This is a genomic window from Ruegeria sp. CDSC052 (assembly GCF_059610685.1).
Window position 1 is genome coordinate 567,725 of the sequence record NZ_JBXWOB010000001.1, and the last position, 13,546, is coordinate 581,270.

Sequence of the window (13,546 nt, forward strand, 5' to 3'; positions counted from 1 at the left end):
AAATCCACCTGATCAGCCGCACAATCGGCGCGGATCGGGGACGTGCTGCCAGGGGGCGTCCTTCAGGCTTTTTGTAAGGCCTCTCAAAATACGTTTCTCACTATTGGATCCTAAACATGAACGACCAACCCCGTAACTCTTCCCGCAGTGGCGGACGTGCTGCGCGTCGTGCTGCCCGCGCATCTGCTCTGCCTGATCATCTGCGCCCTATCCGCCCGGGAATGGAGGGCGGACGCTACAAGCCACTGACTCAGCCACAAGTCGAACGCATTCACGAGGCCGCGCTGCAGGCGCTTGAAACCATAGGTTTGGCGGATGCTCCGCAAAGCGGGATCGACTATCTGGTTGGCGCGGGCTGCACACTTGGCGACGACGGACGCATCCGGTTTCCGCGCGCGCTGGTTGAAGACACCATTGCCAAAGCCAACCGCTCGGTCACATTGTTCAGCCGGGATGGTCAAACTGACCTGGAATTGTCGGGGGCAAAGGTTCACTATGGGACCGCCGGTGCCGCTGTCAGTATGGTTGAAGTCAACGGCCGCGAATACCGCGATTCGACTGTGCAGGATCTGCACGATGCCGCGCGGATTTGCCAACAGCTGGATAACATCCATTTTGTCCAACGCCCGATGGTTTGTCGCGATATTTCCGACAATCTCGAGATGGACCTGAACACGATTTATGCTTGTAGTTCTGGCACTTACAAGCATATCGGCACATCGTTCACCGATCCTAGTTATGTCGCGCCAGCGATGGAACTAATCCACATGATCGCAGGCGGTGAAGACAAGTGGCGCGAGCGGCCATTCATCTCGAACTCGAACTGCTTTGTCGTACCGCCCATGAAGTTTGCCACTGAAAGCTGTCAGGTGATGGAGGAATGCATCAAGGAAGGAATGCCTGTTCTTCTTCTTTCGGCCGGAATGGCAGGTGCAACTGCTCCGTCCACAATCGCAGGCGCCATTGCCCAGGCGACAGCAGAATGTCTTGCCGGTTTGGTTTATGTAAATGCCGTAAAGCCAGGTGCACCGGCGATTTTTGGAACCTGGCCCTTTGGGTTGGACCTTCGGACAGGCGCCATGTCCGTAGGATCAGGTGAACAGGCTCTGCTCAGCGCAGGCTGTGCCCAAATGCACAAGTTTTATGATCTGCCAGGCGGAGCCGCCGCAGGCGCGTCGGATTCCAAATTGCCCGATATGCAAGCGGGATGGGAGCAGATGTGCTCGAACGTCATGGCCGGCCTGTCGGGCCTGAATATGGTTTATGAATCCGCCGGGATGCACTCGTCTCTGTTGGGTTTTTGCTTTGAAAGCTTGATCTTAGGGGATGATCTTATCGGACAGGCGATGCGCTGCGTCCGCGGGATCGAAGTATCTGACGAAACACTGGCATTGGATCAGATGGCCGAGGTTTGCCTTGGTGGGCCCGGTCACTATTTGGGAACCGATGCCACACTTGGGCGCATGCAGGCCGATTATGTGTATCCCGCACATGGAGATCGAACGTCTCCGAAAGAATGGGTCGAGCTTGGCAAACCTGACTTGATCGAAAAAGCGACCGCGCGAAAACTGGAAATCCTGTCGACCTCTTCTCCGGCACAGTTCGATCCGGCATTGGATGCGCAGATTCGCAGTAAATTCAACATTCACCTACCCAGATAAACACCTAGAAAGGCGGCCAGAATTTTCGTCTGGCCGCCTTGATAATTTGTTGATCAGCCGTTTGTGGATGGCAGCAACCCGGCTTCCTGCGCGATTGCAACTTCATCCTGATCCAGCGCGCCGTCGCCATTTGCATCCATTGCTGCAAATCCGTTTGCGTCAACGTCTGGCACGACGGCCTGAACTTCTTCGATTGTCAGAACGCCGTCCCCATTGGTATCAGCCGCAGACTGCGCGAAAGCCAAAGTCGGCAGAGCAAAAGCAAGTGCGGAAAATGTGACCAGAGTATTCAGTTTCATTGTGATGCCTCCTGATAGAGTTTGTGTGTTTTGTGTCCGGACAAGCATCAAGAACACGCAATCACCACCAGTTGTCAGCCACTGAGTGCCATCGTTTTGATTTCGCGCCAAACTCCGCGCGTTTGCCAGAGTCGCATCCGCGATCTGTCGCTGGGTAAAACTCCCCCAAACACGGTCGGCGGTTCTTGCCCGATGGGAAACAGGCAATATGGCGAGGCTCTGCCGAGTTAACGGCTTTAGGACAAAAAGAAAGGGGGCCGAAGCCCCCTGTCAGTTTCGCCATCCAGGCTCCATTCGTTGACCGCCCGGTGTTTTGTTTGCCTGCGGCCTGGACGTCGCATGGAACGAGCGCACCCGTTCCGTGAAAGAGTGGGAAAGAGCAAATATTCCGCCCCACCCTGTTCCCGGCCAACACGGGCATGTCGGCCGAGTGGACCAAGGCATCGAAGGTAAGTCTCTGCGCCTTGATCCGTATTCGTCGGGGCCGGCAACTGTGGCAGCTTCCGACCCCCTGCGCCCCGGGTTGCCGGGGCGCTTAACTCAGCTACACCCGCTTGTTGAGCCGCAGGTGTTGCATTTCATGCAGGTGCCGTTGCGCACCAGCGTGTAGTTTCCGCATTCACCGCAGGGATCGCCCTCATAGCCTTGCATCTTGGCTTTGGTGCGGGCGTCCATCCCGGTTGCTACGGCGGTTTCGGCCACCGGCGCTTCGAATGTGGCTGCGGTTTCGGCCATGCCGTTCACCACGTTCTGTCCGCCGTTCAGAACCATCAGCTCCTGCGGCATCCGCTTGCGCAGATACCCGGTCGAACTGATTTGTTTCAGCACTTCCAATGACTTGGACGCCGCGCTTTCGCTGATCTCGGACACGTTCGAGACACCTTCTTCCTCGCCCCGGCCCAGATCATCAAAGCTTGCGCCTTCTGGTTTCACATGGGCCAGATCGGTGCGGTCCAGATAGGACACGGCCAATTCGCGGAAGATGTAATCCAGGATCGACGTCGCATTCTTGATCGAGTCGTTGCCCTGTACCATTCCCGCCGGTTCGAACTTGGTGAAGGTGAAGGCATCCACGAACTCTTCCAGCGGTACGCCATATTGCAGGCCAACCGACACGGCGATGGCAAAGTTGTTCATCATCGCACGGAAGCCAGCGCCTTCCTTGTGCATGTCGATGAAGATCTCACCCAATTGGCCGTCTTCGAACTCGCCCGTGCGCAGGTATACCTTGTGGCCACCCACGATTGCCTTTTGAGTGTAACCCTTGCGGCGATGCGGCAGTTTCTCACGATGGCTGCGGATGATTTCCTTGACGACGACCTTCTCGATGACCTTCTCGGCCAGAACGACGGCTTTTTCCTGCGGCGTCCCGGTTTCCAGAACTTCTGCTGCCTCTTCGTCATCCTCGACCAGCGCGGCTGCCAATGGCTGCGACAGTTTAGAGCCGTCGCGATACAGCGCGTTTGCCTTCACACCCAGCGACCAGGACAGCTCATAAGCTTTCTGGCAATCCTCGATGGTGGCGTCATTCGGCATGTTGATCGTCTTGCTGATCGCACCCGAAATGAAGCTCTGCGCTGCAGCCATCATGGTGATGTGGCTGTCAACACCCAGGAAACGCTTGCCTTTCTTGCCGCACGGGTTGGCACAGTCGAAGATCGAATAATGCTCTTCTTTCAGATGCGGTGCACCTTCCAGCGTCATGGTTCCGCAAACGTGGTCGTTGGCCGCGTCGATATCCGCTTTGGTAAAGCCCAGATGGCGCAGCAGATCGAAGGTCGGGTCATTCAGCTTGGTCGCAGGGATGCCGAGAACACCGGTGCAGAAATCCTCGCCCAGAGTCCACTGGTTGAACACGAACCGGATGTCGAAGGCGCTTTCCAGTGCGGCATCCACTTTGGCCAGTTCATTGGGGCCAAAGCCGTGACCCGTCAGCGAGGTGTGGTTGATCCCCGGAGCGTTGCCGATGGTGCCATGACCAACCGCGTAGCTGACGATCTCTTCAATCTGAGCCGAGGAATACCCCTGCTTTTCCAACGCTGCAGGCACCGAGCGGTTGATGATTTTGAAATACCCGCCACCGGCCAGTTTCTTGAACTTTACCAAAGCAAAGTCCGGCTCGATCCCGGTGGTGTCGCAATCCATCACCAGACCGATGGTTCCGGTTGGCGCAATCACAGTGGCCTGCGCATTGCGATAACCGTTCTGCTCACCCAGGCTCAGCGCTTCATCCCAAGCTGACATCGCCAGATCAACCAAACGTTTATCCGGGCAGTTGCCATGGTCCAGAGGTACAGGCTTCACTGCCAGTTTCTCATACCCTTCAGTCACACCCTGAGATGCGCGGCGATGGTTGCGGATGACCCGAAGCATGTTATCGGCGTTGCGCTCATAGCTATTGAACGGACCCAATTCACCAGCGATCTCGGCCGAGGTTGCATAGGCTACACCGGTCATGATCGCGGTCAGCGCGCCACAGATCGCGCGGCCTTCATCCGAGTCATAGCTATAGCCCATGTTCATCAGCAGACCGCCGATATTGGCATAGCCCAAACCCAAAGTGCGGAAGTCATAGGACAGCTGCGCGATTTCCTTGGACGGGAACTGCGCCATGGTCACCGAGATTTCCAGCGTTAGGGTCCACAAGCGCGAGGCATGCATATAGTCCACTGCCTGGAACTCATCATCCTTGAGGAAAGTCAGCAAGTTCATCGACGCAAGATTACAGGCCGTATCATCGAGGAACATATATTCCGAACACGGGTTCGATCCGCGAATCTCCCCATCTTCGGGGCATGTATGCCACTCGTTGACTGTGTCGTGAAACTGGATGCCGGGATCGGCGCAGGCCCAGGCCGCGTGGCCAACCTTTTCCCACAGGTCGCGCGCCTTGACGGTCTTGGCGACTTTCCCGTTTGTGCGGTTGATAAGCTCCCAGTCCGCGTCCTTCTCGACAGCGGTCAGGAAGGCGTTGGTTACGCGAATCGAGTTGTTCGAGTTCTGGCCCGAAACCGAGCTGTAGGCTTCCGAATCCCAATCCGTATCGTAGGTCGGGAATTCGATGCTATCGTGGCCCTGCTTGGCGTAATCCAGAACGCGTTTGATGTAAGTCTCTGGGATCGCAACATTTTTCGCCTCGCGAACCGCCTTTTTCAGGCTGTCATTCGTCTTGGGATCATACGCGTCTTCCTGCGCGCCGTCCCAGCTGCGGATGGCCTCGAAAATGCCGTTCAGCATCTTCTCGTGCATCTTCGATCCGGCAACGATCGAGGCCACCTTCTGCTCTTCGATCACCTTCCATTCGATGAATTTCTCGATGTCTGGGTGATCTGCATCGACGATGACCATCTTTGCTGCTCGACGGGTCGTGCCGCCTGATTTAATCGCGCCAGCGGCGCGGTCGCCGATCTTGAGAAAGCCCATCAAACCCGAGGATTTACCGCCACCCGACAGTGCCTCGCCCTCGCCACGCAGGTGGCTAAAGTTGGTCCCGGTTCCGCTTCCGTATTTGAACAGGCGCGCCTCGCGGACCCACAGGTCCATAATGCCACCCTCGTTCACCAAATCATCATCTACGGACTGGATGAAACACGCATGCGGCTGCGGATGTTCATAGGCGGATTTCGATTTGGTCAGCTTGCCTGACTTATAATCGACATAGTGGTGCCCCTGTGCCGGGCCATCGATTCCGTAAGCCCAGTGCAGGCCGGTATTGAACCATTGCGGGCTGTTCGGCGCAGCGCGCTGAGTCGCCAGCATATAACGCATCTCGTCGAAATAGGCGCTCGCGTCATCCTCGGTCGAGAAATAGCCACCTTTCCAGCCCCAATAGGCCCAGGCGCCGGCAAGACGGTCAAACACCTGTTTGGACGAGATTTCGCCCCCAAATTCAGCGTCCTCAGCCGGAACAGAACGCCACAGAAATTCTGGGACATCCTTTTCCTTGACCTTCTTCAGCTTGGTTGGAACGCCTGCCTTGCGGAAATACTTCTGCGCGATGACGTCGCTTGCGACCTGGCTCCAGCTGGTTGGAACCTCGATATCGTCTAGGCGGAAAACGATGGTCCCATCCGGGTTTCGGATTTCTGACGTCGCAGAAGCGAACTTAAGCTCTGCATAAGCATCCTGTCCCGATTTGGTAAATTTTCTGTCAATCTTCATGTCCGCCGCCCTAGATTCAATCAACTTGTCCCTTGGCTTTTGATCCCAATAAACGGACCATCTGCCCTAACCGAAAATCTTGGGCGCAGGAAACCGGCCGCTGCCCGAAGCAGCGTGACCCCGTTCCGACGGACGCACGTAAGTATGATGTGCTCTCCAGCCCTCGCCCTGTGCCACGTTCTGGATTTTCTACCAGATTTAGTGGCAGCACTTTCGGCCTATACAATCTGGCGTATTCACACATAGATCGTCAACGGCCTTTTTCCGCCATTTTTGGAATCTTTTATGTTGACCGATCCGCATAGACAAACTGGTGAAGGACAGTTTCCGATTCCTCCACAGAGTTATCCGCCATGGTTCGCCATCACCTAGCCAAGTCCGTAATACGATTAACCGTTCTTTCCGGCTTACTTATCGCGATTTGATAAACCAGCCTTAAGATGTCTAGGTTGAAATAGAATCAGCATCCGGCCGATTTCGACATTACTCAGAAGTGCGCGTAAAAGCACATCCAACAAAGGGCAGACCGATCAATGACCGCGTTTCGAATAATTTCCCTGTTTGCCCTGATCGTGGCCTGCACACCACAAGAAACGCCCGCCACATCGCGCAGCGCGCAGTTCTCGGCCTTTCCCGACAAGTTGTTTGCTACGTTCGAGACATCCTGCAACGGCCCGGGTGAGGAATTTAGGAAAATCGGAAATCGTCAGTTCGAGTGTCAGGAACTTCTGCCTCCGAAGACCACAGCCTACCTGATTCTCAACTATGACGGCTATCCACAGAACCTACCCAAAAGTGTGACTCGGCTGACCGCCGAAAAAAACGCAGGTGGCTATCTAGTTGAAGCGGATCTGTTTTTTAATGTGCCGCGCGAAACAGGGCCTGCTGCAAAAGTCCCTGTAGAAAGCAAAGAATTGGATAAAACCCTTAGCGCCATCTATCGAACGATGGGTGGGTCGCCATTTTAATTTTTGAAGAAGTGGTCGGGGCGGCAGGATTCGAACCTACGACCCCCTGTACCCAAAACAGGTGCGCTACCAGACTGCGCCACGCCCCGAACCGTGCGCCTTCCTAACCGTGCCGTTCTGATTTGAAAAGCCCTAACAGGGCCAAATCGCCGGACCATGTGAAAAAACTTTGTGCTGGATCTGTGTTCCAGGCGTGATCAGATAACGATCTGCGAGACCAGCGTTGATTTCCAACACCGCGAATACCGAATCGCCCCCTCCGATGGGGGTCAAATCACCGGGAATCGCGTTGTGATGAACTTTCGTTACCATACCCGTCTTATCTATGAAGATCAGGTCCAGAGGAATCAGCGTGTTCTTCATCCAGAACGCAACAGGTTGCGGCGGGTCGAATACAAACAGCATCCCTGAACGTACCGGAAGCGATTCTCGAAACATGAGTCCGCGCGATCGCTCCTGTGGCGACACGGCGAGTTCAATATCAAAGCCGATTTGGGACTTATCATTTTTCAGGCTAACACGATCTGTACGACAGGCGGCTTCTGCGCCACCGGCCCAAAGTAACAAGACGACAGTCAGAACCTTGAAAAGCCCTGCCATGGCAGATCAGTCATCCATAGCTGCTTCCCAGGCCATAACCTGGGCCGCCATCCGACCACGCTGTCCGTCTATGACCCGCATGGCCAATGCTTCACCGGGTTGCAGATCCGCAAGCCCCGAACGGCGTAGAACCTCAATATGCAGGAACACATCTTCGCCACGCCCGAATACATTAGCGAAGCCAAACCCTTTGCCCTTGTCGAACCACTTAACCCGCGCAGCCACCAAAGGGGCCGCTGCAATCTCAACTGGATCAAGTTCAGCAAAATCCGCGAGCATCATCGTATCAGCGCGCGCTGGCGGATCGACGCTGATGACTTCGACAGCTTGCACACCGCGATCAGTGCGATGCGTCATAATTTCGATGCCCGCCCCGTCTGCAACCGAGCTTTGACCGAAATTACGCAAAACGTTTACGTGCAGCAGAATATCCGGCCCACCTTCATCCGATACGACAAAGCCGTATCCTTTGGCAGGGTCGAACCATTTAACGTGTCCTCGGACGCGGTACATGTTGTTCAGATCTTCTGGCACTGTGGTCCCACTGCGTTTTTTTTCACTTTGTTAAGGGTCCGATGTGTATGGGATTGACGCGCAAATTCAAGGTGAAAAATCCCTTTGTTATCTGCGCATTGCAATTCGCGACACGTGAACGTCATGGATTCAACCTCTGAATCTGCCATTCGGAATCAGCGTCATCCCGGCACCACCTGAACCTGTCATGCAGACGAAATGCGCCGTCTGCCCAGAATTCAATTTCCGTCGGCACAAGCCGGTAACCACCCCAAAATTTAGGGCGCGGAGGGTTAGGGCCAAGCCTTGCGGTCACTTTCGCCACATCCGCCATCAGCGCGGAACGGCTGCTAAGCGGCTGAGATTGCTTGGACGCCCATGCACCAAGCCGACTTTTCAAGGACCTGGAGGCATAATATTCATCAGCCTTTGGTCCATCCTCGCGCGTGATTGTACCACGAACGCGGATTTGACGCCGCAAAGATTTCCAATGCATCACGAAGGCCGCCTTGCCAGCATTGTCCAACTCGCCTGCCTTGGCACTTTCGTAATTTGTGTAGAAAACGAAGGCGTCGGCTTCGATCTCTTTCAACAGCACCATTCGTACATTGGGCATACCATCTTCGCCCACGGTTGCCAGTGCAATCGCGTTAGGATCGTTGGGTTCACTCTTCACAGCTTCGCCCAGCCACCGCCCTGCTATTGCAAATGGGTCGGTTCCTGCGAAGATGCCATCACGTTCGCTCATTTCCATCCCCTGGAAACTATTGAGGGATACCCTAGGGCGAGTTCCCGCCACGGGCAAGAGTGCACGGCCTTGAAGCAGACCAGCCAATGGCATAAACCAACGCAACATAACGCGAAGACAGGCGGAGAACCGAACATGTCAAATCAGTTGATGGCCGGAAAGCGCGGCCTCATCATGGGACTGGCCAATGACAAATCAATCGCATGGGGAATCGCCCGCGCCTTGTCCGAGGCCGGGGCCGAGTTAGCATTCTCATATCAAGGGGATGCCTTGAAAAAGCGCGTTGACCCTCTGGCGGCACAGCTGGGCAGTGAAATCGTCCTGCCCTGCGATGTCAGCGATGAAGCCTCGATCGACGGATTGTTTGATGCGCTATCCGAGAAATGGGGAAAGCTGGACTTTGTTGTCCACGCAATCGGGTTTTCAGACAAGAATGAGCTACGCGGGCGCTACGTTGATACGTCGCGGGCGAATTTCAACCTCACGATGGACGTGTCGGTTTATTCCTTTACCGCCGTGATGCAGCGTGCCGAAAAGATGATGACCGAAGGCGGCAGCGCCATCACCCTGACCTATTACGGCGCCGAACAGGTGATGCCGCATTATAATGTCATGGGCGTTGCCAAAGCCGCGCTGGAAGCATCGGTCAAATATCTGGCCGAGGATTTAGGCAAGGACGGCATTCGTGTGAATGCGATCTCGGCCGGGCCGATCAAGACACTGGCCGCCAGCGGCATCGGCGACTTTCGCTATATCATGAAGTGGAACGAATATAACTCACCCCTGCGCCGCAATGTGACCATCGACGATGTGGGCAACTCGGCGCTGTATCTGCTTTCCGATCTAAGCGGCGGTGTCACTGGTGAGAACCTGCATGTGGATTCGGGATACCACATCGTCGGTATGAAAGCCGTTGATGCTCCAGACGTTGAGAAGGGTTGAATCATGAGTGCCAAGGACCGCCTGCCCCACGAAAAAGGCTTTCACATCAGCTGGGATCAGATTCACCGCGATTCCCGAGCGCTCGCTTGGCGGCTGGATGGGCAAGGTCCGAATGATGGGGCCTGGCGTGGCGTCGTTGCCATTACCCGTGGCGGTATGGCACCGGCGATGATTGTCAGCCGCGAGCTGGACATTCGCACAGTCGACACGATCAGCGTGCGCTCCTACCATCACCAGGATCAAGGCGAAGCCGAAGTGCTCAAAGCACCCGACGCTGACCTCATGGGCGACGGCACCGGAATCCTGATTGTCGACGATCTGGTCGACAGTGGCAAAACTCTGGAACTGGTGCGGGCGATGTATCCCAAGGCGCATTTCGCGACGGTTTATGCCAAGCCGAAAGGCCGCCCGATGGTTGACACTTTCATCACCGAAGTCAGCCAGGACACCTGGATTTTCTTCCCGTGGGATATGGCTTTGCAATATGTCGAACCCTACCGGGGCACGGATTGATCCGGCCCAAGCGCAGCAACTGACTGGGGCGCAGAGATGACCCGGACACGCACCGCCGCCACCTTTCCGCCCCCAGTCATGGAGGCGCGCCGGTGGATCGAAGGCGTGACCTTCCCTGAAGAGCGGCCCTTGATAAACGTAAGTCAGGCGGCCCCCGTCGATCCGCCTCCACTTGAGATGCGTCAGGCGATGGCGGCTTATGCGTCGACCGAGGATTCCGCTCATCTCTATGGCCCGGTTCTGGGCAACAGCGCCCTCAGGTCTGAACTGGCCAGCCAGATTACGGTTCATTATGGCGCACCTGTCGCACAGGAACAGGTTGCCATTACTTCTGGCTGCAATCAGGCCTTCGCCGCTGCGATTTCCTCCATCACAGACCAAGGGGATGAGGTCATTCTGCCCACGCCGTGGTATTTCAACCATAAAATGTGGCTGGATATGACAGGTGTTAACGCCATTGATCTGAGAACTGATGATGGACTGTTGCCAGAGGTGAACGCGGCGCGGGATTTGATAACGGATAAGACCCGCGCCATTGCTCTGGTCACTCCGAACAATCCCGGCGGTGTCGAATACCCGGCTGAGCTGCTGCGCGCGTTTTTCGAACTGTCGCGCGAAACCGGAATTAAGCTTTTGGTTGATGAGACCTACCGCGATTTCGACAGCCGCAGCGGCCCGCCCCATGATCTGTTCGCTCAGCCGGGCTGGGATGACACTCTGATTCATCTATATTCGTTTTCAAAGGCCTACCGTCTGACCGGTCACCGAGTAGGTGCTGTTGCGACCAGTCCGTCGCTGCTGTCTGAGATTGAGAAATTTCTGGATACCGTCGCGATCTGTCCAAACCAAATCGGTCAGTTTGGTGCGCTTTGGGGGATGCAAAACCTGTCGCAATGGCTGGCCGATGAACGAAGGGAAATCCTCGACCGTCGCGCTGTCATTACAAGACAACTTCCCAAACTGACCAGTAAAGGATGGCGGTTGCTTGGGTTGGGCGCCTATTTTGCTTATTTCGAACACCCGTTTGACATCTCTTCGGATGATTTAGCCCGTCGGCTGGTCACGGATGCCAGCATTCTGTTGCTGCCAGGCACGATGTTCATGCCCGATCACGACCCGGCCGGAAAACGACAGGTCCGCATCGCATTTGCCAATCTTGATCGCAACGGAATTACGGAATTGTTTGACCGCCTGCACGCTCTCTCCTTCTAAGCTTGCCCCTCGGCGGTGCGCGTCGTATTCAGGGCCGCAACCGACAGGGCAAATACTTGCCGAATAAAACAAGAGGGCACCATGGCCGCAGGCATGAAAAATCTATCAAAGACCTTTGTCTGGATCCTCATGGGTCTTTTGATGCTGGGCCTTGCAGGATTTGGCGCGACCAGCCTGACTGGAACTGTGCGCACTGTAGCACAGGTGGGCAACGAAGATATCTCGATTGACGATTACGTCCGCGAACTTCAGCGCGAAATCCGCGCGGTCGAAAGCCAGACCGGCCAGCCCCTGCAAATGTCACAGGCCCGCGATTTTGGCTTGGACCAGCTGGCTCTGTCGCGCCTCACCGCGCTGGCTGCTTTGGATAACGAAGTTGGTCTGCTGGGTATTTCGATCGGCGATGAAAATTTGCAGGAAGAAATCGTCTCGATCCCTGCGTTTCAGGGGCCTGACGGTTCTTTCGACCGTGAGGCATATCGCTTTCAGCTTGAACAGGTTGGTATGACCGACACCGAGTTTGAAACCGATCTGAGGAAAGAATCCGCACGGACCATCGTGCAGGATGCCGTGGTCAGCGGAGTAGAAATGCCCTCGATCCTAACTGAAGTTCTGACAGACTTTGTCGGTGCGCGCCGCAGCTTTACTGTTGCAACCGTTTCACCCCAAGCTTTGGCAGAGCCGGTTGCAACCCCAACCGATGAACAAATCCAGACCTATTACGACGAGAACCAGGACCAGTTTTCCCTGCCCCGCACCAAAAAGCTGACCTATACGATTCTGTCGCCCAATATGCTGCTGGATAGTGTCGAGGTGGACGAAGATTCAGTTCTCCGGCTTTTCGAACAGCGCGCAGACGAGTTTCAGCAACCCGAACGCCGCCTTGTTGAACGCCTTTCTTTTTCTGATGACGCCGCTGCGCAAGATGCCATGGCACAGATTGAAGTTGGCGGGACAACCTTCGAACAACTTGTCCGTGACCGTGAGCTTGAGCTGAGCGACGTGGATCTGGGCGACGTTACCCGCGACGACCTGGGCGATGCGGCCGAGGCCATTTTCGCGGCTGAACTGGACACTGTTGTTGGACCTCTGCCCTCGGTATTCGGCCCTGCCCTTTTCCGCATCAACGGCTCGCTGGCTGAGAACAACACTCCCTTCGAAGACGCCGCCCCAGCTCTGCGCGAAGAGTTGGCCGCAGACCGTGCGCGCCGCCAGATCGAGGCTCAGTCCGAAGACATCAATGACCTGCTTGCAGGCGGGGCAACACTTGAGGAGTTGGCAGCCGAGACCGGGATGGAGCTGGGACAGATCGACTGGACTCGCGCCAGTCAGGATGGTGTGGCCGCATATGACGGTTTCCGCAGTGCAGCCGAAGCCGTGCAAGACGGAGATTTTCCCGAGATTGCATTCCTTGAGGACGGTTCGATCTTTGCGCTGCGCCTGAACGAAACGCTGCCTCGTCGGCCTGAACCGCTGGAATCAGCGCGTGATCGCGTTGCGGCGGCCTGGACACAGGTTCAAACTGACAAAGCGTTGGAAGACCACGCGAATGCCGTGTTGGAGCAGTTGCAGGAGAACGGGGATTTCAGCACGACCGGCCTACCTCACCGCGTGGAAAACGCTTTGACACGAACTGCATTTCTAGAAGATGTACCCGCAGGTTTCATGCCGGAAGTGTTCGACATGGAACTAGGAAGCTATCGTGTCGTTCCCGGTGCCGGGGTCGCGTTGATCGTTCGACTTGACGAATTGTTGCCCCCTGCCGAGACCGATGAACGCCGTCAGGTTCAACAAGCGCTTGCCGCTCAGCTGAATCAGGCTCTGGCACAGAACATTTTCGATGCCTATGTTCGCGACGCCCAGGCCCGCGCCCGTCCTGTGGTGGATCAGCAAGCACTGAACGCCGTTCAGGCGAGCTATTAATTAAGA

The 13,546-nt window shown here is 55.8% G+C and carries 11 protein-coding genes and 1 tRNA gene; 6 read left to right on the forward strand and 6 right to left on the reverse strand.

Going from position 1 to position 13,546, the window contains the following annotated elements; translation table 11 throughout:
* Positions 1–116 precede the first annotated feature (116 nt).
* Positions 117–1,661: a trimethylamine methyltransferase family protein gene (locus AC2FIM_RS02880; protein ID WP_496675744.1), complete on the forward strand. Its 1,545-nt coding sequence runs from the start codon at positions 117–119 to the stop codon at positions 1,659–1,661.
* Positions 1,662–1,714: 53 nt separating this feature from the next.
* Here AC2FIM_RS02880 and AC2FIM_RS02885 read toward each other — a convergent pair whose 3' ends face one another.
* Both AC2FIM_RS02885 and AC2FIM_RS02890 read right to left on the reverse strand, forming a co-directional pair.
* The gene (locus tag AC2FIM_RS02885; RefSeq protein WP_142633639.1) at positions 1,715–1,960 is read right to left on the reverse strand and encodes an EF-hand domain-containing protein; all 246 of its coding nucleotides are present in this window, start codon (positions 1,958–1,960) and stop codon (positions 1,715–1,717) included.
* Between the two features lie 540 nt (positions 1,961–2,500).
* On the reverse strand, positions 2,501–6,121 hold the full coding sequence (locus AC2FIM_RS02890) for a vitamin B12-dependent ribonucleotide reductase (RefSeq protein WP_496675750.1): 3,621 nt from the start codon (positions 6,119–6,121) through the stop codon (positions 2,501–2,503).
* A gap of 533 nt (positions 6,122–6,654) precedes the next feature.
* On the opposite strand from AC2FIM_RS02890, the gene AC2FIM_RS02895 reads away from it, so the two are divergent.
* A complete protein-coding gene (locus AC2FIM_RS02895; protein ID WP_496675753.1) occupies positions 6,655–7,089 on the forward strand; it encodes a hypothetical protein in 435 nt (144 codons plus the stop codon).
* Positions 7,090–7,101: 12 nt separating this feature from the next.
* Here AC2FIM_RS02895 and AC2FIM_RS02900 read toward each other — a convergent pair.
* The 4 genes from AC2FIM_RS02900 to pdxH all read right to left on the reverse strand — a co-directional run bounded on the left by AC2FIM_RS02900 (position 7,102) and on the right by pdxH (position 8,950).
* Positions 7,102–7,178, reverse strand: a tRNA-Pro gene (locus tag AC2FIM_RS02900).
* A gap of 43 nt (positions 7,179–7,221) precedes the next feature.
* Complete coding sequence (locus AC2FIM_RS02905) at positions 7,222–7,689, reverse strand: DUF192 domain-containing protein (RefSeq protein ID WP_142633632.1); 468 nt, start codon at positions 7,687–7,689, stop codon at positions 7,222–7,224.
* A gap of 6 nt (positions 7,690–7,695) precedes the next feature.
* Positions 7,696–8,202, reverse strand: coding sequence for a cold-shock protein (locus tag AC2FIM_RS02910; RefSeq protein WP_282021219.1), 507 nt, complete (start codon positions 8,200–8,202; stop codon positions 7,696–7,698).
* A gap of 142 nt (positions 8,203–8,344) precedes the next feature.
* The gene (gene pdxH / locus AC2FIM_RS02915; protein WP_271947254.1) at positions 8,345–8,950 is read right to left on the reverse strand and encodes a pyridoxamine 5'-phosphate oxidase; all 606 of its coding nucleotides are present in this window, start codon (positions 8,948–8,950) and stop codon (positions 8,345–8,347) included.
* Positions 8,951–9,085: 135 nt separating this feature from the next.
* Here pdxH and fabI point away from each other — a divergent pair, with 135 nt between their 5' ends.
* The 4 genes from fabI (at position 9,086) to AC2FIM_RS02935 (ending at position 13,540) form a co-directional block, all read left to right on the forward strand.
* Positions 9,086–9,892: an enoyl-ACP reductase FabI gene (gene fabI, locus AC2FIM_RS02920; RefSeq protein WP_142633624.1), complete on the forward strand. Its 807-nt coding sequence runs from the start codon at positions 9,086–9,088 to the stop codon at positions 9,890–9,892.
* 3 nt (positions 9,893–9,895) lie between these two features.
* Positions 9,896–10,405 carry a xanthine phosphoribosyltransferase gene (gene gpt / locus AC2FIM_RS02925; RefSeq protein ID WP_142633622.1) on the forward strand — a complete coding sequence of 170 codons (510 nt, stop codon included), beginning with the start codon at positions 9,896–9,898 and terminating at the stop codon, positions 10,403–10,405.
* Between the two features lie 36 nt (positions 10,406–10,441).
* Positions 10,442–11,617 (forward strand): aminotransferase, encoded by a 1,176-nt coding sequence (locus AC2FIM_RS02930; RefSeq protein ID WP_496675761.1) that lies wholly within the window; start codon positions 10,442–10,444, stop codon positions 11,615–11,617.
* An 81-nt stretch (positions 11,618–11,698) separates the two neighbouring features.
* Positions 11,699–13,540 (forward strand): peptidylprolyl isomerase, encoded by a 1,842-nt coding sequence (locus AC2FIM_RS02935; RefSeq protein WP_496707785.1) that lies wholly within the window; start codon positions 11,699–11,701, stop codon positions 13,538–13,540.
* Positions 13,541–13,546 lie beyond the last annotated feature (6 nt).

Bases quoted from the DNA above. Each gene is read 5' to 3' on its own strand.
- AC2FIM_RS02880 (WP_496675744.1), top strand. From the start codon at position 117: ATGAACGACCAACCCCGTAACTCTTCCCGCAGTGGCGGACGTGCTGCG.
- AC2FIM_RS02910 (WP_282021219.1), bottom strand. From the start codon at position 8,202: ATGTACCGCGTCCGAGGACACGTTAAATGGTTCGACCCTGCCAAAGGA.
- pdxH (WP_271947254.1), bottom strand. From the start codon at position 8,950: ATGAGCGAACGTGATGGCATCTTCGCAGGAACCGACCCATTTGCAATA.
- AC2FIM_RS02930 (WP_496675761.1), top strand. From the start codon at position 10,442: ATGACCCGGACACGCACCGCCGCCACCTTTCCGCCCCCAGTCATGGAG.
- AC2FIM_RS02905 (WP_142633632.1), bottom strand. From the start codon at position 7,689: ATGGCAGGGCTTTTCAAGGTTCTGACTGTCGTCTTGTTACTTTGGGCC.
- gpt (WP_142633622.1), top strand. From the start codon at position 9,896: ATGAGTGCCAAGGACCGCCTGCCCCACGAAAAAGGCTTTCACATCAGC.
- AC2FIM_RS02935 (WP_496707785.1), top strand. From the start codon at position 11,699: ATGGCCGCAGGCATGAAAAATCTATCAAAGACCTTTGTCTGGATCCTC.
- fabI (WP_142633624.1), top strand. From the start codon at position 9,086: ATGTCAAATCAGTTGATGGCCGGAAAGCGCGGCCTCATCATGGGACTG.
- AC2FIM_RS02890 (WP_496675750.1), bottom strand. From the start codon at position 6,121: ATGAAGATTGACAGAAAATTTACCAAATCGGGACAGGATGCTTATGCA.
- AC2FIM_RS02895 (WP_496675753.1), top strand. From the start codon at position 6,655: ATGACCGCGTTTCGAATAATTTCCCTGTTTGCCCTGATCGTGGCCTGC.
- AC2FIM_RS02885 (WP_142633639.1), bottom strand. From the start codon at position 1,960: ATGAAACTGAATACTCTGGTCACATTTTCCGCACTTGCTTTTGCTCTG.